Source organism: Rhodococcus sp. PvP016 (assembly GCF_017832185.1).
In the GTDB taxonomy this organism is placed as follows: Bacteria; Actinomycetota; Actinomycetes; order Mycobacteriales; family Mycobacteriaceae; genus Rhodococcoides.
In genome coordinates this window covers 2,063,693-2,087,281 of record NZ_JAFIBH010000001.1, presented here as the reverse complement: position 1 = coordinate 2,087,281, position 23,589 = coordinate 2,063,693, and the positions used below count along the sequence as shown (strand labels likewise).

Annotated in this window: 21 protein-coding genes and 1 tRNA gene; 7 read left to right on the top strand and 15 right to left on the bottom strand. The window is 69.3% G+C overall.

Annotated features, from left to right (window positions below; genetic code table 11):
* Positions 1-2: 2 nt before the first annotated feature.
* Positions 3-75: transfer RNA gene (locus JOE30_RS09745), tRNA-Arg, on the top strand.
* A 25-nt stretch (positions 76-100) separates the two neighbouring features.
* A complete protein-coding gene (locus tag JOE30_RS09740; protein ID WP_204866366.1) occupies positions 101-997 on the top strand; it encodes a DUF3089 domain-containing protein in 897 nt (298 codons plus the stop codon).
* Between the two features lie 144 nt (positions 998-1,141).
* On the opposite strand, the gene JOE30_RS09735 is transcribed toward JOE30_RS09740, so the two are convergent.
* Entirely contained in the window at positions 1,142-1,366 is a 225-nt protein-coding gene (locus JOE30_RS09735; protein ID WP_204866363.1) for a hypothetical protein, read from the bottom strand.
* A gap of 205 nt (positions 1,367-1,571) precedes the next feature.
* Here JOE30_RS09735 and JOE30_RS09730 point away from each other — a divergent pair, with 205 nt between their 5' ends.
* Positions 1,572-2,909, top strand: a complete 1,338-nt coding sequence (locus JOE30_RS09730) for a DEAD/DEAH box helicase (RefSeq protein WP_204866361.1) — start codon at positions 1,572-1,574, stop codon at positions 2,907-2,909.
* Here the strand turns inward: JOE30_RS09730 and JOE30_RS09725 are convergent.
* The gene (locus JOE30_RS09725) at positions 2,889-4,172 is read right to left on the bottom strand and encodes an MFS transporter (RefSeq protein WP_204866359.1); all 1,284 of its coding nucleotides are present in this window, start codon (positions 4,170-4,172) and stop codon (positions 2,889-2,891) included. The genes JOE30_RS09730 and JOE30_RS09725 overlap by 21 nt on opposite strands.
* 141 nt (positions 4,173-4,313) lie before the next feature.
* On the opposite strand from JOE30_RS09725, the gene JOE30_RS09720 reads away from it, so the two are divergent.
* Entirely contained in the window at positions 4,314-6,302 is a 1,989-nt protein-coding gene (locus tag JOE30_RS09720) for an ATP-binding cassette domain-containing protein (RefSeq protein ID WP_204866357.1), read from the top strand.
* Complete coding sequence (locus tag JOE30_RS09715) at positions 6,299-7,030, top strand: energy-coupling factor transporter transmembrane protein EcfT (RefSeq protein ID WP_204866355.1); 732 nt, start codon at positions 6,299-6,301, stop codon at positions 7,028-7,030. Before JOE30_RS09720 ends, JOE30_RS09715 begins: the two co-directional genes overlap by 4 nt.
* 3 nt (positions 7,031-7,033) lie before the next feature.
* Here JOE30_RS09715 and JOE30_RS09710 read toward each other — a convergent pair whose 3' ends face one another.
* From JOE30_RS09710 to JOE30_RS09650, 13 genes are all read right to left on the bottom strand, one after another.
* Positions 7,034-7,465 carry an SRPBCC family protein gene (locus tag JOE30_RS09710; protein ID WP_204866354.1) on the bottom strand — a complete coding sequence of 144 codons (432 nt, stop codon included), beginning with the start codon at positions 7,463-7,465 and terminating at the stop codon, positions 7,034-7,036.
* A 66-nt stretch (positions 7,466-7,531) separates the two neighbouring features.
* Complete coding sequence (locus JOE30_RS09705) at positions 7,532-9,169, bottom strand: cation acetate symporter (protein ID WP_204866352.1); 1,638 nt, start codon at positions 9,167-9,169, stop codon at positions 7,532-7,534.
* A complete protein-coding gene (locus JOE30_RS09700) occupies positions 9,166-9,528 on the bottom strand; it encodes a DUF485 domain-containing protein (RefSeq protein ID WP_371831662.1) in 363 nt (120 codons plus the stop codon). Before JOE30_RS09700 ends, JOE30_RS09705 begins: the two co-directional genes overlap by 4 nt.
* Before the next feature lie 132 nt (positions 9,529-9,660).
* Positions 9,661-11,394, bottom strand: a complete 1,734-nt coding sequence (locus JOE30_RS09695) for a cation acetate symporter (RefSeq protein WP_056446914.1) — start codon at positions 11,392-11,394, stop codon at positions 9,661-9,663.
* Positions 11,395-11,425: 31 nt separating this feature from the next.
* Positions 11,426-11,782: a hypothetical protein gene (locus JOE30_RS09690; protein WP_204866351.1), complete on the bottom strand. Its 357-nt coding sequence runs from the start codon at positions 11,780-11,782 to the stop codon at positions 11,426-11,428.
* Position 11,783: 1 nt separating this feature from the next.
* A complete protein-coding gene (locus JOE30_RS09685; RefSeq protein WP_204866350.1) occupies positions 11,784-12,608 on the bottom strand; it encodes a LytTR family DNA-binding domain-containing protein in 825 nt (274 codons plus the stop codon).
* A 33-nt stretch (positions 12,609-12,641) separates the two neighbouring features.
* Complete coding sequence (locus JOE30_RS09680; protein ID WP_204870201.1) at positions 12,642-13,781, bottom strand: sensor histidine kinase; 1,140 nt, start codon at positions 13,779-13,781, stop codon at positions 12,642-12,644.
* A gap of 29 nt (positions 13,782-13,810) precedes the next feature.
* The gene (locus JOE30_RS09675) at positions 13,811-14,998 is read right to left on the bottom strand and encodes a lipase family protein (RefSeq protein ID WP_204870202.1); all 1,188 of its coding nucleotides are present in this window, start codon (positions 14,996-14,998) and stop codon (positions 13,811-13,813) included.
* Between the two features lie 83 nt (positions 14,999-15,081).
* The gene (locus JOE30_RS09670) at positions 15,082-16,713 is read right to left on the bottom strand and encodes a Na+/H+ antiporter (RefSeq protein ID WP_204866348.1); all 1,632 of its coding nucleotides are present in this window, start codon (positions 16,711-16,713) and stop codon (positions 15,082-15,084) included.
* Between the two features lie 24 nt (positions 16,714-16,737).
* Positions 16,738-16,926: an antitoxin gene (locus JOE30_RS09665; RefSeq protein ID WP_042575922.1), complete on the bottom strand. Its 189-nt coding sequence runs from the start codon at positions 16,924-16,926 to the stop codon at positions 16,738-16,740.
* 5 nt (positions 16,927-16,931) lie between these two features.
* A complete protein-coding gene (locus JOE30_RS09660) occupies positions 16,932-18,053 on the bottom strand; it encodes an MBL fold metallo-hydrolase (RefSeq protein ID WP_307806123.1) in 1,122 nt (373 codons plus the stop codon).
* A 51-nt stretch (positions 18,054-18,104) separates the two neighbouring features.
* Positions 18,105-19,787 carry a cytosine permease gene (locus JOE30_RS09655; RefSeq protein ID WP_204866347.1) on the bottom strand — a complete coding sequence of 561 codons (1,683 nt, stop codon included), beginning with the start codon at positions 19,785-19,787 and terminating at the stop codon, positions 18,105-18,107.
* Positions 19,788-19,947: 160 nt separating this feature from the next.
* Positions 19,948-20,682, bottom strand: a complete 735-nt coding sequence (locus tag JOE30_RS09650) for an enoyl-CoA hydratase (protein ID WP_307806122.1) — start codon at positions 20,680-20,682, stop codon at positions 19,948-19,950.
* Between the two features lie 93 nt (positions 20,683-20,775).
* Here JOE30_RS09650 and JOE30_RS09645 point away from each other — a divergent pair, with 93 nt between their 5' ends.
* Both JOE30_RS09645 and JOE30_RS09640 read left to right on the top strand, forming a co-directional pair.
* On the top strand, positions 20,776-21,861 hold the full coding sequence (locus tag JOE30_RS09645; protein ID WP_204866346.1) for an NAD(P)-binding domain-containing protein: 1,086 nt from the start codon (positions 20,776-20,778) through the stop codon (positions 21,859-21,861).
* Complete coding sequence (locus JOE30_RS09640) at positions 21,858-23,498, top strand: ABC-F family ATP-binding cassette domain-containing protein (RefSeq protein WP_204866345.1); 1,641 nt, start codon at positions 21,858-21,860, stop codon at positions 23,496-23,498. The genes JOE30_RS09645 and JOE30_RS09640 overlap by 4 nt, the downstream gene beginning before the upstream one ends.
* The last annotated feature ends 91 nt before the right edge of the window (positions 23,499-23,589 follow it).

Here is a 23,589-nt window from a genome sequence, read left to right as displayed (position 1 = left end):
CGGCCCTCGTAGCTCAGGGGATAGAGCAACCCTCTCCTAAAGGGTAGGTCGCAGGTTCGAATCCTGCCGAGGGCACCGAAAGCCCCGCTACAGTCCAGCCATGACGCGTGCGCTTCTCCTGGTGGCAGCCCTGATCGGCTCCCTCTTCCTGTCTGTCCCGACCGCGTCGGCGGCACCGTCCACCACCTGGCTCTGTCGCCCCGGTAGCGCGAACCCGTGTGGTGGCGGTACCGACGCCCCCGTCGACTGCTTCTACGTCTACCCGACAGCCTCCCTGCAGCCGGCTCAGTCCGCGAACCTCGACGCCTCTCCCGAACTCGCCTTCGCTGCGGCAGCGCAAGCTCGCCCGTTCGGCTCCGTGTGCAACGTCTGGGCTCCGGTCTACCGTCAGGCCACGCTGCTGAGCCTCGCCACGGCCGACGGTCCCGCACGCGACGCCGCACTCGCCGAGGCCTACGTGGACATCGATCGAGCCTGGACCGATTTCCTCGCGCAGCGGGACTCCAACCGTGGTGTCGTGCTGCTCGGCCACTCGCAGGGGTCTCGCATGCTGCGTACGCTCCTGCAGAACCGCATCGAACCGGATCCCGCGGCCCGAGACGTGCTGGTGTCCGCCATCATTCCCGGCATCTCGGTGCGGACGTCGGACTTCACCACCGTCGCTCCGTGCACGGATGTGACCGAGACCGGTTGCGTGGTCGCGTATTCCACGTTCTCGCGTACTCCCCCGCCCGACTCCCGCTACGGCGGCGACGGCATCCTCTGCACCAACCCGGCCTCGCTCGGGGCGAATGCCAGGACGCCGGTACTGGGTCCGCTGCCGAACCTCACCGCGCAGTGCGACAGTGACAACGTGCTCATGATCGACGGACCGGGAGCTGCGGCACTGCCGACGCTGCCGAACGCGACCTGGGGGCTGCACCTACTGGACCTGACGATTCCGCTGCAGACACTGGTCGATCTCGTGCGGTCGCAGAGCGCGGCGTTCACTGCCTGACCCATTCGCCGGAGTGCACACCGGTTCCGTGAAGCGCACACCCGCTGCAGCCTGCGGGAAGGGGTGCGCGCCCACGACAAGGGGTGTGCACACGCGAACCAGCGCAGCACGGTAACCCATCTGTCGGACCGCACACCGGTTCCGTCAAGCGCACACCCACTGCAGCCCGCGGGAAGGGGTGCGCTCCCACGACAAGGGGTGTGCACACGCGAACCAGCGCAGCACCCACCCCACACGCAGACCGCACACCGGTTCCGTGAAGCGCACACCCACTGCGGCCTGCGGGAAGGGGTGCGCGCCCACGACAAGGGGTGTGCACATCACGCCGATCCCGTTCCACCACAACAACTCCACCACCGGAACGCGCACAGCACCCACCCCGCGCGCTGCGAGACGGCGGTCACAGCGACGGACCGGCTACACTGGGTCACGCTGCTGCGCCACTGTGCGCGGCGTACGTCGTGGAATCAGCACGAATTTTTCTTACGGCGATCGGAACTGCCCACCGGCAGTCTCGCCATTCTGCGCTCCGCCACAGGAGTGCTCAGATGCCCGAAAGGCACTCGAACTCTTCATGACTTCTCCCTCCTTCGCCGACCTCGGCGTCAGTGACCGTCTCGTCCGCGCTCTCACAGCTGCCGGCATCGCGTCACCGTTCCCCATCCAGGCGGACACTCTGCCCGACACGCTGAAGGGTCGCGACGTCCTCGGACGCGGAAAGACCGGCAGCGGAAAGACTCTCGCGTTCTCCATCCCCATGGTGTCCCGTCTCGGCGAGACCTTCTCGGGCGTGCGCAAGCCCAACCGCCCGCGTGGTCTGATCCTCGCCCCCACTCGTGAGCTGGCCACCCAGATCGCTGCCGCCCTCGAGCCGCTCACCATGGCGTCGAACCTGCGTGTCACCACGATCTTCGGCGGCGTCTCCCAGGCCCGTCAGGTCACGGCGCTGAACCGCGGCGTCGACATCGTCGTCGCGTGCCCCGGCCGCCTCGAGGACCTGATGAAGCAGCGTCTGGTGACGCTGGACGACATCGAGATCACCGTGCTCGACGAGGCCGACCACATGGCGGACCTGGGTTTCCTGCCCGGCGTCACGCGCATCATGAAGGCCACGCCCTCGCACGGACAGCGCATGCTGTTCTCGGCGACGCTGGACAACGGCGTCGACAAGCTGGTCAAGCAGTTCCTCACCGACCCGGTGCAGCACTCGGTCGACGAGGAGAACTCCCCCGTCGCCGCGATGACCCACCACATCTTCGAGGTGGGCGGCGTCGACGGCAAAAAGGCGCTGGTTCAGCGCCTCGCCTCCGGTGAGGGTCGCCGCATCCTCTTCATGCGCACCAAGCACCAGGCTCGCAAGCTGGCGCGTCAGCTCACCGAGGCCGGCATCCCGTCCGTCGACCTGCACGGCAACCTGTCGCAGGCAGCTCGTGACCGCAACCTCGCTGCGTTCTCCAACGGCGATGCGCGTGTGCTCGTGGCCACCGACGTCGCGGCTCGCGGCGTGCACGTCGACAACGTCGAGCTGGTCGTCCACGTCGATCCGCCCGCCGAGCACAAGGCCTACCTGCACCGCAGTGGCCGTACTGCCCGTGCGGGCAGCGCCGGCGACGTCGTCACCGTCGTCCTGCCGGAGCAGCGTCGCGACCTGTCGGTTCTGATGCGCAAGGCCAAGATCGACGCGGCGCCGCAGCGCGTCACCGTCGACTCACCGGCCGTCCAGGATCTGGTCGGCGACGTCGCGGCCTACGTCAAGCCCGCTCCCAAGGAGGCCGCACCGGCTCCGAAGCAGCAGCAGCCCGGACGCGGACGCTCCACCCGCGGCGGTCATGCCGGCAACTCCAATGCGGGCTCGGGTCGACGTCGTCGCCCCACCACCGCGCGCAGCGAATCAGCCGGTTACCGGGGCTGATCGCCGAGCGATCCCCACGCTGAGCACCGCCGCCACGACGCAGAGACCAGCTGCGCCGAACCAGGCGGCGGTGTACTCACCGGTGGCATCGCGCACGACCCCCGCCACCACGGACGCGATGCCCGCGCCCACCTGGTGGGATGCGAACACCCAGCCGAACACCAGCGGCCCCTGCGTGCCGAACACCTCGCGGCACAGAGCGATCGTGGGCGGCACCGTGGCGACCCAGTCGAGCCCGTAGACGACGATGAACACCACGATCGACGGGTGCAGGGCGTCCGACAGCAGCGCCGGCAGGAACAGCAGGGCGACGCCGCGGAAGGCGTAGTACGCACCCAGCAGCAGTCTCGGATCCACCCGGTCGGTGAGCCAGCCCGACGCGATGGTGCCCACGATGTCGAAGATCCCCACCACGGCCAGCAGCCCCGCGGCCGTGGTCTGCGGCATGCCGTGGTCGTGCGCGGACGGGATGAAGTGCACCCCCACCAGACCGTTCGTGGTGGCGCCGCAGATCGCGAAGCCCACCATCAACGCCCAGAACGTCCGCACGGACGACGCGTCCCGCAGTGCTCGGATCGCCCGCATCGCGGGATTCCCCGTGACGAGCACCGGGGCGGGCGGCTCGGTCGCTCCGTACGGCAGCTCCCCGACATCCTCCGGGGAGTTCCGCAGGAACAGCAGGACGAACGGCACCACGGCCAGCGCGCCGCCCGCGACGACGAGTGACGCCGTCCGCCATCCCGAGCTGTCGGCGAGCGCGGCGACCACGGGCAGGAAGATGAGCTGACCGGTCGCGGACCCGGCCGTGAGAATTCCGGACACGAGCCCGCGCCGCCGCACGAACCAGCGGTCGGTGACCATGGCGGCGAAGACGAGTGCCATCGATCCGGTACCCAGGCCGATGAGCAGTCCCCACGTCAGCAGAATCTGCCACGGCGCGGTGACGAACACGGTGAGGGCGCTGCCCAGCGCCACGACAGTGAGGGCGACGGACGTCACCGTCCGGATGCCGAAGCGGTCCATCAATGCCGCCGCGAACGGGGCGGTCAGCCCGAACAGCAGCAGGTTGATGCCCACCGCCGCGGACAGCACTCCGCGGGACCAGCCGAACTCGTCGGTGATCGGCACCATCAGCACCGACGGAGCGGCGCGGAAACCTGCGGCCCCGAGGAGTGCGAGGAACGCCACTGCGGCGACGATCCAGGCCCGGTGCACGCGTCTCGGGCGCGTGATCTGCACGGCGGCGTCGGAGTCGGACGTCATGGCTCACTTTCTCGTTCCGCGGATCTCCGTCGGAACGGGAACCGGACACGCCGGTGGCACACTCGAGGGGTGAGATCCAGGACGGCCACAGGTCGCGGTACGAAGACGCTACACCCGGACGAACTCGCGACCGGATCGGTGATGACCGCCCTCGCCGTCGCGTTCTCGGTGATCGGCGCCCTCATCCCCGTGGCGGGTGCGCTGCAGATCGTCGCCATCGTCCCGTTGGCCGTCATCGCCCACCGCCACCGCCTGCGGGCACTGGCCGTCGCCGGCACCGCCGGCATGCTCGTGTCGTTCGTCGCCGGCGGGTTCGGCACCGCGCTGACCATGACGATCTCCGGCGTTCTGGCCGGCATCGTCGGAGTGAGCGTCCGACGCGGACGTGGGTTCGCGTCGGTGCTCACCCTCTCGCTGCTCACCGGCGCCGTGGTGGGCGCACTCTCCGTGCTGATGCTGCTGATTCTCAGTGGTCTGCGCGAGCTGTTCCTCACCGTGCTCGACAACTCGATCCGCGGCAGCGCGGACATCGTCGGCAGGATCGCACCCGCCGAGGACGTCGCCACCGCCGTGGCCGACTACGCCTCCTTCGCCCTGGGGTACTGGTGGGTGCTCGTCTTCGTCTCGGCGCTGATGTCCACGGCCGTCAGCGGCGTCGTCGCGTGGTGGGTGCTGCGCGCCACCCTGTCCCGCCTCGGCGAGCTGGAGTCGCGCGGCGAGTTGCCCGACGTCGTGGTCACCCCCGACGACGCGGCCGCACCGCACCCCGTGCCCGTGCGGCTGACGGGCGTGACCTACCGCTACCGGGGCGGTCACGACGACGCGCTGGGCCCACTCGATCTCGAGATCGTGCCCGGTCGTTTCGTGGCCGTCGTCGGCGCCAACGGATCCGGCAAGTCCACCCTCGCTCGCATCCTGGTGGGCACCGAGCCGACGGGCGGTCGGATCGAGCGGACGGGTTCCACCGGCCTCGGCCTGATCGGGGGAACCGCGATGATCCTGCAGCACCCCGAGTCCCAGATCCTCGGCACCCGCGTGGCCGACGACGTCGTGTGGGGACTGCCGGCCGCGGCGCGGCCGACACCGGAACGAGTCGAGTCCCTGCTCGCCGAAGTGGGCCTGGCCGGGTACGGGCTGCGCGACACCGGCAGCCTGTCCGGCGGCGAGCTGCAGCGCCTCGCCGTCGCCGCGGCGCTGGCTCGCGAACCACGGCTGCTGGTAGCCGACGAGGCCACCGCGATGATCGACCCGGAGGGTCAGCGCGATCTCGTCGAACTGCTCGCCCGACTCCCCCGCCGTCACGGCATGGCCGTCGTCCTCATCACCCACCGCGCGACCGAGGCCGCGCTGGCCGACGACGTCGTACGGCTGCATCGCGGTCGCCGGGTGATGCACGACCCGCACTGGATGTCGTCGACTCCGCTACGGACGGATCCGCTTCCGTCGCCCGGGCCACCAATGTTGGTGCTGCGCGGCGTCGGACACGTGTACGACCGGCGCGGTCCGTGGGCCACCCGCGCGCTCGAGGGAATCGACCTCACGGTGCATCGCGGCGAGGGGTTGCTCGTCATCGGCGGCAACGGTTCCGGCAAGTCCACGCTCGCCTGGATCATGGCGGGCCTGACGAAGCCCTCCGAGGGCACGTGCGAGCTCTCGGGCAAGGCCACGTCGTCGTCCGTCGGCACCGTCGCGCTCTCGTTCCAGCACGCTCGGTTGCAACTGCAGCGCCGCACCGTGTCCGAGGACATCGAGGCCGCGGGGGGAACCGACGTGGGCACCATCGACGTCAGCCGCGTACTCGACCAGGTAGGACTCGATCGCCGCATCGCGGGCGCGCGTGTCGACGAACTGAGTGGTGGGCAGATGCGGCGCGTGGCGCTGGCAGGACTGCTGGTGGGCAAGCCGGACGTCCTGGTGCTCGACGAACCACTCGCCGGACTCGATCCGCCGGGTCGACGGGAGATCACGGCCCTGCTCACCCATCTGCGCCGCACGGGGCTGACTCTCGTCATCATCTCGCACGACGTCGACACCCTGGCGTCCGTCCGCTCGCGCACCGTCGTGCTCGACCACGGCACCGTGGCGCCCGAGTCCACGAACGACACCATCGAACGAGGAGCGATCCGGTGAGAGGCACACTGCTCCGCGAACTTCCGCGGGAGACCTCCGTTCACCGACTGTGGGCGGGAACGAAACTCGTGGCGGTCACGCTGCTGGGCGGGTCGCTGGTGGTCTACCCGACCTGGCCGATGCTCGCCGCAGTGTCCGTCGTCCTGCTGCTCGCGGCGATCGCCGCGCGAGTCCCGGTGTTCGCGATCCCCGTTCCGCCGTGGTGGCTCTGGGGACTGGTCGCGTTCGGTGCCGCGGTGAACGCGGTGGTCGGCGTCGACGCCGTGTGGATCTACTTCCGCGGCATCCTGTTCGGTGTCGTGCTGCTGTGGGCGACGCTCACCGTGGCCTGGACGACGTCGATGGCGGACATCGCACCGGCCATCGCCACACTGCTGTCGCCGCTGCGCAGAGTCGGTGCGCCCGTGGACGAGTGGGCCGTCTCGATGGCTCTGCTGCTGCGGTCGCTGCCGATGTTGGTCGACGACGTCTACACGCTGGTGGCAGCACGCAAGCTCCGACCCCGCAAGAGCACGCGCAGCGGCAAGACGCAGGACACGTTCCTCATCGACATCATGGCCGCCATCATGTCGGTGGCCATCCGGCGGTCGGCCGACATGGGCGAGGCGATCGCGGTGCGCGGCGGCAGCGGCAGCATCACGTCGGGCCGACGGCGCCCGCACGGATCCGACGCGGTCGCCCTGGTGCTGGTGATCGCCGCGTGTGCGACGGGCGTCGTACTGTCCTGACGCTCAGGAGAAGACGGCGACGAACGTGTCGACCGACTTCTCGATGTCGCCCTTCAGCGCCCGGGCCACACCGGATCCGACGGGACCGAACAGCGGCGCGCCGCCGAGATCGATCGTCATCTTCAGCTCGCTGCCGTCCTTCTTCTCCGCGACGGTGAGCTTCAGCGAGACCTTGACCCCGCCCTTGCCCGCGCCCTTCAGCTCGAGCTCGCGCGGCGGGGAGTACTTCTTCACGGTCCACTGCACCCGGTTCCGCATGCCCTTGACCGACACCACGGACGCCATCTGCGTACCCTCGGACAGTTCGGCGGGCAGGTCGCCGCGCCACCCGTCGTGAATGCTGAGCCACTCCTCGTACCGCGTCAGATCGGATGCGCCGTTCCAGGCATCCTCCGCGGACAGAGGAACGATGCGGACCACTTCAAGTTTCGCCACCGCGTCAGACTAGCCGGTGGGTGTGCTCGTAGTGGCCCGCATCGCGATCGGACTGTGGTCGAGATGTCAGTGAGCGGATGCCTTCTCGGCGCCGACGCCCGTCATGGACCGCACCTCCATCTCGGCTGCCTTGTCGGTGCTCTCGTTGTCCTTCGACGTCAACGTTCCGACGATGCCCAGGATGAAGGCGAGCGGGATCGAGACGATGCCGGGGTTGGACAGCGGGAACCACGCGAAGTCCGAGCCCTTGATCATCGACGTCGCCGAGCCGGACACGGCCGGGGAGAAGATGATGAGCAGGATCGTCGAACCCAGTCCGCCGTACATGCTCCACAGCGCACCGCGCGTGGTGAAGCGACGCCAGAACAGCGAGTACAGGATGGTCGGCAGGTTCGCGGCTGCCGCCACGGCGAAGGCCAGGGCGACGAGGAACGCGATGTTCTGACCGTTGGCCAGGATGCCGCCGCCGATGGCGAGGACACCGATGACGACCGCGGTGATCCGGGAGACCTGGACCTGCTTCTTGTCGTCCACCTGGCCCTTCTTGATCACGCTGGCGTAGATGTCGTGGGCGAACGACGCCGAGGCGGTGATCGTCAGACCCGCGACGACCGCGAGGATGGTCGCGAACGCCACTGCCGAGATGATGCCCAGCAGGATCACGCCGCCGAGTTCGAACGCGAGAAGCGGTGCGGCGGAGTTCTGTCCGCCGGCCGCGGCGAGGATGCGGTCCGGGCCGACGATGGCTGCTGCGCCGTACCCGAGCACCAGGGTGAAGAGGTAGAAGGCACCGATGAGGGCGATGGCCCACACGACGCTCCGACGAGCTTCCTTGGCGGTGGGGACGGTGTAGAAGCGCATCAGCACGTGCGGGAGACCTGCCGTACCGAGCACTAGGGCGATACCGAGCGAGACGAAGTTCAGCTGCGAGGTGGCCGAGCCGCCGTACTGGGCACCGGGAGCCAGGACATCGCGTGCTGCAACGGTTTCCGCAGCGGAGTCACTGACCATGGACTGCGCACTGCCGAGGATCTCGGACAGGTTGAAGCCGAACTTGGCCAGCACCATGACGGTCATCAGGCCGGCACCCGCGATGAGCAACGCGGCCTTGATGATCTGCACCCAGGTGGTGCCCTTCATGCCGCCGACGAGGACGTAGACGATCATCAGGATGCCGACGACGGCGATGACGATGGACTGACCGGTGCGGTCGGAGATGTCGAGCAGCAGCGCGACGAGGCCGCCGGCGCCGGCCATCTGGGCCAACAGGTAGAAGAACGACACGGTGAGGGTCGACAGTGCGGCCGCGGTGCGTACCGGGCCCTGCTTGAGCCGGAAGCTCAGCACGTCGGCCATCGTGAACTTGCCGGTGTTCCTGAGCATCTCGGCGACCAGCAGCAGCGCGACGAGCCACGCCACCAGGAAGCCGATGGAGTAGAGGAAGCCGTCGTAGCCGTAGACGGCGATGGCTCCGGCGATGCCGAGGAAGCTTGCTGCCGAGAGGTAGTCGCCGGCGATGGCGACACCGTTCTGCGGGCCGGAGAACCCGCCGCCCGCGGTGAAGAACTCCGCCGAGGTGGCGTTCTTCTTGCTGGCCTTGATCACCACGGCCATCGTCACCAGGACGAAGACGCCGAAGATCGAGATGTTGATCAGAGGGCTGCCGACGGTCTCGGCCTGGGCGGCTTGCGCGAGGAAGCTCATGTCAGGGGTCCTTCGAGTTCTTCGCGAATCTTCGCGGCGCGGGGGTCGAGCTCACGATTGGCGAACTTCACGTAGATACCGGTGATCGCGAACGTCGTGACGAACTGGGCGAGCCCGAGCAGCAGGCCGACGTTGATGTTGCCGAACACGGTGGTGGCCATGAAGTCGTGGGCGTAGGCCCCGAGCAGCACGTACACCGCGTACCAGATGAGGAAGAAGGCTGCCATGGGGAAGACGAAGCCGCGCAGGCGCTTCTTGAGTTCCTGGAACTCGGGCGTGGCCTGCATGTCGACGAAGTCCTGGGGGGACGGGGTCCGGGGTTCGGGGTGTGCGCCCGAAGGGGGTTGTGCGGTGGTCACGGGTGCTCCTACGTGTCGGGAGATACTCGGATGACGGTAGTGAGACCACCATCACACCGATACGGGGTGGCGCCGATCACACGCCGAGCAGCGCGCCCGTGCGCCGAACGGTCGGCGGAGAGGGACGAACGGTTACTGCTTGCGCAGTCGCTCCACGCCCAGACCGAGGCGTTCGGGTGCGTGCATGGCCGACATGATGCGGCCGATGTCCAGCGGAATCGAGGACCGAGTCGCCAGCGACACCGTCACCATGACGGCGAACGCGAGGGGAACACTGACCGCCGCCGGGTAGCCGACGATCGCCGCGGCCCACCCACCGAGGAGCTGGTCGGAGACCCCGCCGAGCACGGCGAGGGACGCGGCGGCCGTGGAGACCCCGCCGCCGACGATCAGCCCCGCGGCGGCCCCGGCCGCGGTGAGACCGCGCCACCAGATGCCGAGCACCAGCAGCGGACACAGCGTCGACGCCGCGACGGCGAACACGAGCCCGACCGTGCGGGAGAGATCGAGCGTCACCAACCCGACCGACAACAGCAACGGGCCGGTGCCGGCCACGATCGCGGCGATCCGGAAATCCCGGACCCGGCCGCGCAGGACGTCGGTGCTGAGCACTCCGGCGATGGTCACCAGCAGTCCTGACGACGTGGACAGGAACGCCGCCATCGCGCCCGCGGCGACGAGTGCGGCGAGCAGCAGCCCCGGCACCCCGTCGATGGCCGCCGACGGCAGCAGGAGCACGGCCGCGTCGGATGCTCCGGTGATCAGCAACTGGGGAACGTACAGGCGTGCGAACACACCCAGCACCGTCGGGAACAGGTAGAAGACCGACAGCAGACCCACCACTGTCAGCGCCGTCCAGCGAGCGGCCGGCCCGTCCGGGTTGGTGTAGAAGCGCACGAGGACGTGGGGCAGCCCCATCGTGCCGAGGAACGTGGCGAGGATCAGCGAGTACACCTGGTACAGCGGAAAAGGACCCCCGAAACCGTTGCCGGGCGAGAGCCAGTCGGAGCCCTCGACCGGAGCTCCCGCCACGACGGGGACCGGCGATCCGGCCTCGAGTTCGAGCACCGTGCCCGACTGCAGCGTGTGATCGCCCGCGTCGAGTGTCGTCGGCCCGTCCACCGCGGCGCCGTCGACGGTGCCGCGGACCACGACGTCGAGGTTCTCCTGCACCTGCACGACGACGTCGGTACTGATGTCCACCGTCGTGGCGGTGTCCACGGACGGCGGTGCGGGGGTGCCCATCTCGCGCGGATCGGCCGCGAAGTGCACCGCGAGCACCAGCGCCGGTACCGCGACGGCCGTCAGCTTGAGCCAGTACTGGAACGCCTGGACGAACGTGATGGAGCGCATGCCGCCGCCGACCACGTTGAGGATCACGATCACCCCGATGACGGCCGCGCCGACCCAACTGGGAACGCCGAGAAGGATGTTGAGCGTGAGCCCGGCGCCCTGCAGCTGCGGGACGAGGTACAGCGCGCACACCCCGGCGACCACCAGCATGGCCAACGTGCGGAGCCGCGCCGAACCGAGGCGGAACTCGGCGAAGTCCGGCACCGTGTACGCGCCGGACCGTCGCAGCGGCGCCGAGACGAACAGCAACAGCCCGAGATAACCGGCCGTGAAGCCCACCGGATACCACAGTGCATCGGCACCGTACTTGGCGATCAGGCCCGCGACCCCGAGAAACGATGCGGCCGAGAGGTACTCACCGGACACAGCGGCGGCATTCCACCGCGGACCCACGCTCCGGGAGGCGACGAGGAAGTCGGAGGTGGTGCGCGCCAACCGGACTCCGTAGGCGCCCACCGCGACCGTGGCCACCGCCGAGAAGATGACGGCGAGCACCGTGGGGACGGACACCATCAGCGCGTGCCGGACGTGAGAGCGCCGGCCATCAGTCCTCCACCAGTTCGGTGAACTCCTGCTCGTTGCGCTCGGCCGAACGGACGAAGAGGTACCCGGCGACCAGCAGGACCGGGTACGCGGCGACGGCGAGCGCCCACCACGGGACCCCTATGCCGGCGATGCGTGCGGTACCCGCGGCCGGCGCGAACACCCACACCAGCGGGATCGTGCCGAGGATCAGGACCACGACGGCCGCGGTGCGCACCGCGAGCGCCAACTGTGCGCGGACCAGGCCGTTGATCATGGCCTCGCCCACCTCGGTCTGCTCCTGGACCTCCACCCGGGTGCGCACGATGCGCGCGCCCCGGCGCTGGGCCAGCACCACCTTCTCTCGCTGCGCCGCCATCTCAGGAACGGTGCTGTCCGGCGAGTGCCGCTCGTGGGCCGCGGACGAGCCGATCGCGAAGTTCGCGGGTGTGGCGACGGCTCACCGGGAGCTCGACGGGTGGGCAGGCGCCCGTGCCGCGAAGGCAGACCACCAGTCCGGACCCGACGGTGCGGGTCCCCCCGACCTGACCGACGGACACGAGGTAGGACCGATGGACGCGCAGGAATCCGTGGTCGGCCCAGCGGGACTCCAGCGCCGAGAGGGCGATCCGCACCAGGTGAGTGCCGGTCGTCGTGTGCAGCCGGGCGTAGTCGCCCTCGGCCTCCACCCAGACGACGGTGGACCGCGGCACCATCGTCGTCACACCGCCGAGCTCGACCGGGATCACGTCGTCCTGGTCGCTGCGCCCCGCGGAACCCGGCACCGCGCCGGACCGCTTGTCGACGACGCGGCGGACCGCGTCGGACAGGCGCTGGTCACGGATCGGCTTGAGGAGGTAGTCGACGGCCCCGATCTCGAAGGCGGCGACGGCACGATCGTCGTGGGCGGTCACGAAGACGACCGCCGGCGGTGCGGCGAAGTTGCTCAGCACTCCGGCGAGTTCCATGCCGTCGAGTCCGGGCATGTCGATGTCGAGGAAGACACCGTCGACCGGCGCGTCGCGCAGGATGCGCAGCGCCGTGGTGGCGTCGCTCGCCCCCTCGACCGATCCGACCGACGGGTGGCGGCGCAGCAGGTAGACGAGCTCGTCCAGGGCCGGCCGCTCGTCGTCCACGGCGAGCAGCCGCAGAGGCCGGTCGGCAGCGGGGGGCGTGGTCGCCTCGGTGGCAGGGGTGCGGCTCATGGCGTCTTCATCGTGCCATGTCGCGTGCGCACGTCAGGGCCGGATGCCTGCCCGAAATTTCGGGATCCGCATACTCACCTTGGTGCCGGCGTCCGGCGCGGTCTCCACCACCAGGCCGTAGTCGTTGCCGAAGGCGGCGCGCAACCGGTCGTCGACGTTGGCGAGCCCGACATGCACCCCCTCCTCCGATCCCAGGTCGCCGGAGCGCAGCAGTTCCGGATCCATGCCGACACCGTCGTCCTCGATGCTGATGGCCGCGTCCGTGCCCGCGTCCGCCGCGATCACGGTGATGCGGCCGCGTCCCCGACCGGCGACGCCGTGACGCACGGCGTTCTCGACGAGGGGCTGCAGCGCCAGGAACGGCAACACCACTCCCAGCACCTCGGGAGCGATCTGCACCGTCACGTCGAGGGAGTCACCGAAACGTGCGCGCTCGAGCGTGAGGTACCGATCGATGTTGCGGAGCTCGTCGGACAGAACCGTGAACTCCCCCGCCGTGCGGAACGAGTAGCGCGTGAAGTCGGCGAACTCGAGGACCAGCTCGCGCGCACGGTCGGGATCGGTCCGCACGAACGACGCGATGGTCGTCAGGGCGTTGTAGATGAAGTGCGGGCTGATCTGGGCGCGCAGCGCCCGGACCTCGGCCCGGTCGAGACGTGCTCTGCTCGCGTCGAGTTCGGCCAGCTCGACCTGCTCGCCGACGTACCGCGCCACCTCGGTGCAGGCCCCGAGAAGACCGGGACCGGGTTCCCCCAGCGTGACGACGCCCAGCACGCAGACCACGCCGGCGCCCTCGGTGAGGACCGGCTGCACCACCACCGAGCGTGCCGGAGCGTCCGCGGTCGCGGCGGTACGCAGCAGCACCCGACGCTCGGTGTCCACGGCGCGGCGGGCGACCACGGGAAACTCGTCCAGGGTCCCGTCGACGGGACCGTCGTGGCCGAGCACCGTCCCGTCCGGTCCTGCCAGGACGACGGCGGCGGCGCCGGTCAGCGTGCGCAGGTGCGGCGCCGCCTCCGAGGCGGACGCGGCGTCGAGGCCCCGCCGCAACGGGCGTGCCGCGAGCGACGCGGTGTGCAGCGCGGCGTGCACCGCGCGTTCGGTGGGCGTGGTCAGCGGGCGCGTCCCGCGGCGCGTGATGACGACGACCGCACCGGCGACGACCGCGGCCATCACCAGCAGGACGACCGCCGTGGTGGCTGTCACGGCACCTGATCACACGTGTTCGTCGGTTGCCCGGTTCCCGCGAACCGCTGGGTGATCCAGTCGATGCCCTCGATGTTGGCGGCCGAGTCGGCGTGGCCCTGGTCCGCCCGGACCCGGTAGTCGATGACGTCGCCCTGCGCGCACGCCCGGCGGGACGCCTCCTCGGTCCACTGCGGCAGAATGAGATCGTCCCGCGAGCCGACCAGTACCATCATCGGCGCCGCGGCCCGTCCCTGCGGCAGGGCGTTGTCCGACAACCACTCTCGAATGGCGGCGTACGCCTCCGGCGAGCTGGGGCGCACGTCGTCCGGTCCGATGGATCCCGCGGCCGTCAACTTCCCGGCGGCCAGGGGTCCCGTGCAGGCCAACAGAACGTCCTTGTTCTCCAGCAACCCGCCGCTGAGGAAGTCCGCGTCGGTGTACTCCGGATGGTCCACCAGGAAGCCCTCGACGACGAACGGCATGATCGCCTTCTGCGGCAACGTGAGCTGCCCCAGTCCGGACTCCGGCGCGATCGGGCTGATGTCCGCGGCCGGGGACAGGTTGGCCGATCCCAGGAACTCGAGCCCGTCGCCGTACTCCGAGGCCATCTCGGCGGCGGCCCAGGTGGCCTGCCCACCCTGCGAGACGCCCAGCGCCGCCCAGCGAGTTCCGCTGCCGGGCGCCACGTTCCGCGCTGCACGGACCGCGTCGATGATGTCGTGGCCGGCCGACGGGGCGTTCAGGTACGGATGCGGATCGTCGGTTCCCAGGCCCTGGTAGTCCGTCACCGCGACGACGGCGCCGCGTTCGAGCATCGGCGTCACCAGACCGATGGAGCCGAGCAGGTTGGGATAGAGGGACGGTGCGCACTCGTCGGTCACACCCGTCGTACCGTGCCCGACGGACACGACCGGCCAGCCCCCCTCGGGAGGTGTGCCGGCCGGGACGAACACCGTGCCCGTGACATCGACGCCGCCGCCGTCCACCCCGGACGTCGAGCGGTACGTGATGCGGTGCGCCGTGGCGCCGAGGTTCGTGACCGCCTGATCGACCTGACCGAGGAGTATGTCGGCGACCAGCGAGCCGCGCTCGTCGCCGGTGGGTGCGGGCGATCGCGGTGCGGGAGAGTCGGGCGCCGCCTCCGTGGTCGCGTCGCTCCCCGGGGTGGGCGCGGGATCCGACGACGCACATCCCGACAACATCAGCGTCGATGCCGCCAGTGCCGATCCCAGCAGGACCGGAACCCTGCCGCGCAGTCCTGGTGTCGAACCGATCCTGCACACGTTCACTCTCGACCTCTTTCCGCCATGAATCGCTGCAACCGTGTCTCGGTGGCGGCCTGCTCGATGTCGAGCCCGTCCAGAACCGCGGCGAGAACCTCGTCGTCGAGGTCGCCCGCGTCGCGTGCGGCGAGCAACGCCTCGCGTTGTCGCCGTAGAGCGGTGCGCCGCCACCGATCGAACACCGCACCGGAGGACCGCGCCCGCGCGGCCTTCTCCTGATCGTCCTCGTCCTGCTCCGTGCGGAGTCGGCCCACCATCACGCGGCGCACCCGATCGACGACCTCGGCGGCCTCGGTTCCCTCGACCGTCGTCATCGCCTCGTCGAGCGACTCCTCGACCGCACGGCGCGCGATCTGTCGAGCGAGTGCGCGCTGCTCGTCGAGATGCCGGGCCTCGTCCGGGTCGGAGATGTCCAGCCGTCGGATCACCAGCGGCAATGTCACACCCTGGATCAGCAGGGTTCCGACGGCCACGGTGAAGGCGATGGCCTGGATGACGCCGCGGCCCGGGAAGTCGTCGCCCGCGAGGGTGGTGAAGGGGACACCGGCGGCCGCCGCGAGGGTCACCACTCCCCGCATCCCGGCCCAGGACAGAACCACGTTCTGGCGCCAGGTCAGCTCCGCGTCGTCGGTGGACCGAGCCCGGTGGTAGACGCGCCGCAGCGCCGAACCGGCGAACAGCATCACCGGACGCACCGCCATGACGAGCGCGAGGACCAGCAGTCCGTACAGAAAGATGTGGTGGACGGGCAGCCCCTCGCGGCTGATGTCGTCGATGACGAACTTCAGCTGCAGTCCCATGTAGGCGAAGACGAAGGTCTCGAGGAGCAGATCGAGCGTCGGCCAGACGTGCCGCTCCTGGATGCGCGTCGGGATCGCGTCACCGCTGCGCGCCGAACCGAGCACGAATCCGGCGGTGACGACGGCGAGCACACCCGAGGCGTGGATCTGTTCCGCGGCGAGGTAGGCGGTGAAGGGAACCAGGATGCCCAGCACGGTCTCCAGCGCGCTGTCCGCCATGCGGCTGCGGACGAAGCGCACGAGTCGGCTGAGCACGTATCCCACGGCGACGCCGCCCACGACCTCGTAGACGAAGAACAGCACAGGCGAGTCGATGCCGACCCGGCTCCCCGTGACGGAGGCGACGGTGATGGTGAACAGGGTCAGCGCCGCCGCGTCGTTGACGAGCGATTCGCCGGTGAGGATCGCCATCATGCGCGCGGGCAGACCCAGCTTGCGCCCCACGGCGACCGCGGCGACGGCGTCCGGCGGCGCGACCACGGCGCCGAGGACCAGCGCGGCACCCAGCGTCAGCTCCGGGACGAGCCAGTACGAGAAGTACCCCACCGCGACGGTCGTGATCACGACGAGACCGACGCCGAGCCGGACGATGGAGCGGAAGTTGTGGGTGAACGAGCGGAACGAGAAGTTCAACGCCGTCGAGTACAGAAGGGGCGGAAGAATCACGCCCAGAAGGAGTTCCGGTTCGAGAGCGGGACGCGGCAGCCCGGGGACGAACGAGGCGACGGACCCGACGGCGACGAGAACGAGAGGCACCTGCAGATCGAGGCGCTTGGCGAAGCCGGCGATGACGACGGCCCCGACGATCACCAGAAGCAGGAGCCACCCGTCCATCGACTCGACTACCGCGCGGGTCTGCTACTTCTCGGGGATCGCCTTCTTGGCGGCGTCCTGGACCTTGTCGATCTTGTCGGCGTACTTGCCCTGCGTCTTCTTGTCGGCGAAGTCCGCTGCCTTGTCCACGGCCTTCTCGATCTTGTCGCTGTTCTGAGCGGCGGCCTTCTTGCCCTGGCCGATCAGCTTCTTGAGGTTGTCCACGAGTGCCATGGACGTCACGATACCGCGCCGGACCACCAACGCCGGTGCGGGAGAGGACGCGCGAGATCGACTCGCTGACCCGGCATCGGCACCACCACCGAGATCCGCTCCGCCTCGGCGGCCGTCAGCAGCCGCTCCACGGGTTCGGACCACGGGTGGAACGCGAGGTTGAAGGTGGCCCAGTGGACGGGCACGACGATGCCGGAGGACGGGGTGCCCTGCTGCAGGTCACCGTGCGACCGCGCCGCCTCCTCGGGGTTCATGTGAATGTCAGGCCACCGGTCGTCGTAGGCGCCGACGGGCAGCAGGGTCACGTCGAAGGGGCCGAGCCGCGCGCCGATGTCCGCGAACGCCTCGGTGTAGCCGGTGTCGCCGCCGAAGAAGGCTCGGTGCTCCGGACCCACCACCGACCACGACGCCCACTGCGTGGTGTCGCGCACCAGGGACCGGCCCGAGAAGTGTCGCGCCTCGAGGCACGTGACGGTGAGCGATCCGATGCGGACGTCGTCGTTCCAGTCGAGTTCGACGATCCGGTCCTCGGGAACCTTCCAGCGGCGCAGATGGGCGCCCACCCCCAGCGGCACCAGGAACGGCGCCGACTGCGACGTGAGCAGTGTGGTCACCGTGTCACGGTCGAGGTGGTCGTAGTGATCGTGCGAGATGACGATGGCGTCGACCTGGGGAAGCGCCTCGGCCGCAACGGGCACCGGGTGCAACCTGGCCGGTCCGAGAACCCGCGACGGTGACACCCGCCGGCTCCAGACCGGATCGGTGAGCACGCGGTGACCGTCGATCTCGATGACCACCGAGGAGTGCCCGAACCAGGTGACGGCCAGGTCCCCGGCCTCCGCCGGCGCGAGCGGAGTGGCCAGCGGCACGGCGCGCTCGGGTCGTCCCGAGCGGCCGCGCGTGAGCATCGCGGCTCCGATGCTCGCCTGCTCCCCCGCCGCGACCGGCGAGCTGCTGCGAGTGTTGTGGAACTTCCGATCCCGGTAGTGCGAGGACGCGGCGGCGTACGGACGGATGGCGCCGCGTCCGGCTCCGATGGCGGACGGCACACCCCACGCCGCGCGCGCGAGCCAGGACAACCCTGCGGCGGCGAGCCCGATGGACACTGCTGCGGTGGCTGGTTTCACGCTTCCGACACTAGTCCACGGTTGATGTGTACCGGCTTCACAAGTATCGGCTCACGTCTGTTCGGGCAGGATGTGCTCCCCCGTCTTGTCGGTGCTCAGCGACAGCGACGAGATGTAGAGCGTCTCCCCGTTCGGCCCCTTCTTGGCCGACGCGATCATGTCCGGCCGCTCGAACTCCATGCCCGACACCGAGCACAGCAGCGTCGCGTCGGACGGGTTGCCGTACTCGTCGAACATCGGCAGGTCGATGCCGTCGTCGGTGCGCCGCAGGTAGTACTTGCCCTTGGTCGCGATCGCCAGCACGGGCGGCAGCACGATCGCCAGTACCAGCGCCACGATGGGCGAGTACGGCTTGATCGCCGGCCCGAACGCGCCGAAGAACACCAGGATGGACAGGATCGCGGACACCGCCATGGAGCCGAAACCGACGGGGTTCACCGCGTAGAGCATTCCCCGGCGGAACTCCGGCACCTTCGGGGACAGCTTCAGCAGGTACTTGTTGAACACGATGTCGGACGCGACCACCGCGATCCAGGCGATACCGCAGTTCGCGTAGAACCCCAGGATGTTGTTGAGGAAGTCGAACATGTTGGCTTCCATCAGGATCAACGCGATCGCGAGGTTGAACAGCACGAAGACCAGGCGTCCGGGGTAGGACTTGGTGACGCGGGTGTACGAGTTGGTCCAGGCCAGGGAGCCCGAGTACGCGTTGGTCACGTTGATCTTGATCTGCGAGATGACCACGAGCACCACGGCGAGGGTCATGGCGAGCCAGCCCGGCATGAAGTTCTCGTAGATCTCGAGGAACTGGTGCACCGGCTCGTTGGCGATCGACGATCCGTCGACGACGTTCGCGATGAGGTACACGGCGAGGAACAGTCCGACGATCTGCTTGAGCGCACCGAAGATGACCCAGCCCGGCCCCGCGAGCAGGACGGCCGTCCACCAGCGACGCGAGTTCTCCGGCGTCTTGGGCGGCATGAAGCGGAGGTAGTCGATCTGCTCCGCGATCTGAGCGATCAACGAGAGACAGACACCGGCGGCGAGCATGACGGATCCGAGGTTCACACCGGTGCCGGCGGCACCGTCGGCGCCCCCGTAGGCCATGAACTGACCGATGGAGTCGGGATTGCTCACCACGAGATAGACGAACGGCAGCACCATGAGGATCAGCCACAGCGGAGTCGTCCACACCTGCAGGGTGGCGAGCGCCTTCATGCCGTAGATGACCAATGGGATGACCATCAGGGTGGACACCGCGTACCCGATGGGCAGCGGGATGTTCAGCCCCAGTTCGAGGCCCTGGGCCATGATCGAACCCTCGAGGGCGAAGAAGATGAACGTGAACGTCGCGAAGATGACGTTGGTGACCACCGACCCGTAGTAGCCGAATCCGCTTCCGCGCGTGATGAGGTCGAGATCGATATTGTAGCGCGCCGCGTAGTACGCCAGCGGAAGACCGGTCAGGAAGATGACCACGGCGAACACGAGGATGCCCCAGAGCGCGTTGCCGGTGCCGTAGGAGATGCCGATGTTGGCGCCGATCGCGAAGTCCGCGAGGTAGGCGATCCCGCCGAGAGCCGACGTCGCCACGACGCCGGTCCCCCACTTGCGGTAGCTGCGCGGGGCGAAGCGCAGCGTGTAGTCCTCGAGCGTCTCCTTCAGTGCCGCCGACTGCTTCTGAGTGTCGGACGTGAGCGTGGAGTCGGGTGGAACGTCTCCGAGAGCGGTCATGGTCGGGTGCCTCCGGTCGTGTCGCACGCCGTGGCGGCGCGATGCGAGATGACCGTAGGAACGTTGTGTTGCCGGACTGTACGCACTCTGTGTCGAGTGGGTTACGTGGTGCCGAGGTGTCGCCTTTGTCCGAATCGGCAGATCAGCGAACCCGACTCTGTCACTGACCCTGGAAGACCGGGGGTCGCTTCTCCTTGCGCGCGATCCGCGCCTCCACGGCGTCGTTGCTCGCCCAGGCGGCCGCGAACGCGTCGAGTTGCGTGGCGTTCGCCTCGTCACGCGTGCCGTCGTCGTTGAAGACGAGTTTGAGGTGACGCAAGGACAGCGGCGCCAGCTGCGCGATCTCCTCGGCCCACGCGTGCGCGACGTCCAGATCACCGAGTTTGTTGGCCAGTCCGCACGTGAGCGCCTCCTCGGCGGACAACTGCTCGGCACCCAGGAGCACGGTCCGAGCAGGACCGCCGCCGGCCAGCGACACCAGCCGCTTGACGGTCCAGTTGTCCACGGCGATGGCCAACCGGGTGGAGGGAATGGCGAAGAAGGCGCCCGAATCGACCACCCGCAGGTCTGCGGCGATGGCCAACTGCGTGCCCGCACCCACAGCAGGGCCGTTCACGGCGGCGATGACCGGGACCGACACGGTCTGGAGCGCGCGGTTCATCGACAGCAGCGCCTCGGGGAACTCGTCGGCGATCGCTTCGCCCGAGAGATCGGCGCCCGCGCAGAAGCTCGTGCCCTCGCCGGTGATCACGACGACGCGGGTGCCGTCCGCCTCGGCACCCTCCACCGCCTCACGTACTTCGGTGCACAGAGCCGTGTTCAGAGCGTTGCGACGCTCCGGTCGCTGCAGTTCCACGGTGAGAACCGCGCCGTTCCTGGTGATACCAATGGTCACGTTGTGTCTTCTCTCTGCGTGGAACGAAGTGTTCTGTGAGACCCCCCGACGCGAATTTACCGGGTGCGGAGCCCTGACTGGTGTACTGGACGGGTGCAACACGTCGACGTCGCAGTGATCGGTGCCGGGCAGGCCGGCCTGTCCGCGGCCTATTTCCTGCAGCGAGCGGGGTTGCGGGCATGGGACGACTACGTCGTGCTCGACGGTGCGCCGGCTCCCGGTGGGGCGTGGCAGTTCCGCTGGCCCTCCCTGACCCTCGAGACGGTCAACGGCGTGCACGACCTCCCGGGCATGGCGTTCGCGGACACGCTGGCCCCCGACGTCGACCCCGGGCATGTGCCCGCGTCGTCGGCGGTGCCCGAGTACTACGCGGCGTACGAGAAGCACTTCGCGCTGCCCGTGCGGCGGCCGGGACGGGTGTCGGTCGTCTGCGACCGGGACGAGACGACGATGCGGTACCGGGTGGAGGCCGAGCAGGGCGACGTCCACGCACGGGGCTTGATCAACTGCACCGGCACCTGGGAGCACCCGTTCGTCCCGCGCTACCCCGGCATGGAGACGTTCACGGGGCGCCAACTGCACACGCGCGACTACGCCTCGGCGGAGGAGTTCCGCGGCGAGCACGTCGTCGTCGTCGGAGGCGGGATCTCCGCGGTGCAGTTGCTCGACGAGATCTCGCGCGTGACCACCACGACGTGGGTGACCCGCCGCGAGCCCGTCTTCCTCGAGCGGGACTTCACACCCGAGGTGGGCCGCGCTGCCGTCGCGCAGGTCGAGGATCGGGTGCGCCGCGGACTGCCGCCGGGATCGGTGGTGTCGGTGACCGGTCTGATCCTCACCCCGAGCCTGCGCGAGGCCCGCGATCGCGGCGTCCTGGTACGGCGGCCCATGTTCGCGGAGGTCACCCCCGACGGAGTGCGGTGGGACGACGGCACCTCCACCCGAGCGGACGTCATCCTGTGGGCCACCGGGTTTCGCAGCGCCCTCGATCACCTCGCGCCGCTCCGACTGCGCGGGCCGGGCGGCGGCATCACGATGACCGGCGCGTCGGCCACTCGAGTGGCCGCGCGGCCCAGCGTCCATCTGATCGGATACGGTCCGTCGGCCAGCACCATCGGCGCCAACCGTGCGGGACGCACGGCCGTGCGGGAACTACTTCAGGAGCTGGGCGAGACGTGAGTGCCGTGGTCCGTGTCGACGACCTGTCCGCCTATCGCGGCGAGCGGACGCTGTTCGACGGTCTCGACCTCACCGTCGGACCCGGCGACGTCGTCGGGCTGGTCGGCGCGAACGGTGCCGGCAAGTCGACGCTGCTGAGCCTGCTGGCGGGCACGGCGACCGGGGTCGACCACGACGGCACGGTGACGCTCACCCCGTCGGACGCCACGGTCGGCCACCTGGCGCAGGAGGTCTCCCGCGTACCCGGTGAGACCGTCGAGATGTTCCTGCAGCGCCGCACCGGAGTACGCGCGGCCGAGGACGCGATGAACGCGGCGGCGGAGACGCTCGGCGACGCGAGCGCATCGGACGATCTCTACACACCGGCACTGGAGAGGTGGTTGGCGCTCGGCGGCGCCGATCTGCCCGAGCGGGCCGAGTCGGTGCTCGCCGGCCTGGGACTGGACGCCGCGCTCGACACCGAGATGTCCGCGCTGTCCGGTGGGCAGGCGGCCCGCGCATCACTCGCGGGAATCCTGTTGGCGCGCTACGACGTCCTGCTTCTGGACGAGCCCACCAACGATCTGGATCTCGCCGGACTGGATCAACTCGAGAACTTCGTCACGAGTACCCAGTGCGCCGTGATGATCGTCAGTCATGATCGTGAGTTCCTGGCGCGCACCGTCACCGGCATCGTCGAGCTGGATCTGGCGCAGCAGCAGATCTCCGTCTACGACGGCGGTTACGAGGCCTATCTGGTGGAGCGCGACGTGGCGCGTCGACACGCCCGCGAGGAGTTCGAGCAGTACGCCGACACCAGGTCCGGTCTCGAGGATCGCGCTCGGATGCAACGGAACTGGCTCGAGCACGGGGTGCGCAACGCACGCCGCAAGAGCAAGGACAACGACAAGGCGAGCCGCAAGGTCCGTGCGGAGTCCACGGAGAAGCAGGCCGCGAAGGCTCGGCAGACCCAACGCCGCATCGAGCGCCTCGAGGTGGTGGAGGAACCGCGCAAGGAATGGGAGCTGCGCATGGAGATCGCGGCGGCGCCCCGCAGCGGCAGCGTCGTGGTCTCCGTCAACTCCGCCGCCGTCGAACGCGGGGCGTTCCGCCTCGGGCCGGTGACGGCACAGGTCGACGCCGGGGACCGCATCGTCGTCACCGGCGCCAACGGCTCGGGCAAGACCACCCTGCTGCACCTGCTGTTGGGCCGCATCACGCCGACCAGCGGATCCGTGAGCATCGGCTCCGGAGTGGAGATCGGCGAGATGGACCAGGCGCGTTCAGCTTTCGACGGATCCGACTCGGTCGCCGACGCGCTGGCAGCCTCCGTCCCGGACTGGCCGGACGCCGACGTCCGCACACTCCTGGCGAAGTTCGGTCTCCGCGGACAGGCCGCGCTGCGGCCGTCGGCATCCCTGTCTCCCGGCGAGCGCACCCGTGCGGGACTCGCGCTGCTGCAGGCCCGCGGGGTGAACCTGCTGGTGCTCGACGAGCCCACCAACCACCTCGACGTCCCGGCCATCGAGCAGCTCGAATCGGCGCTGGAGACCTACGAGGGCACGATGCTCCTGGTCACCCACGATCGGCGGATGCTCGACTCGGTGCGCAGCACGCGCCGGTGGACCGTCGCGCAGGGCGTTCTGCACCAGGACTGACGGCCGGCGGCGTGCACGGGTGGCTCAGCGCGCGCTCGCGCGAAAAGCCCTGCCTTCGGTATTGACACATCATTGGGTTTATACAACACTT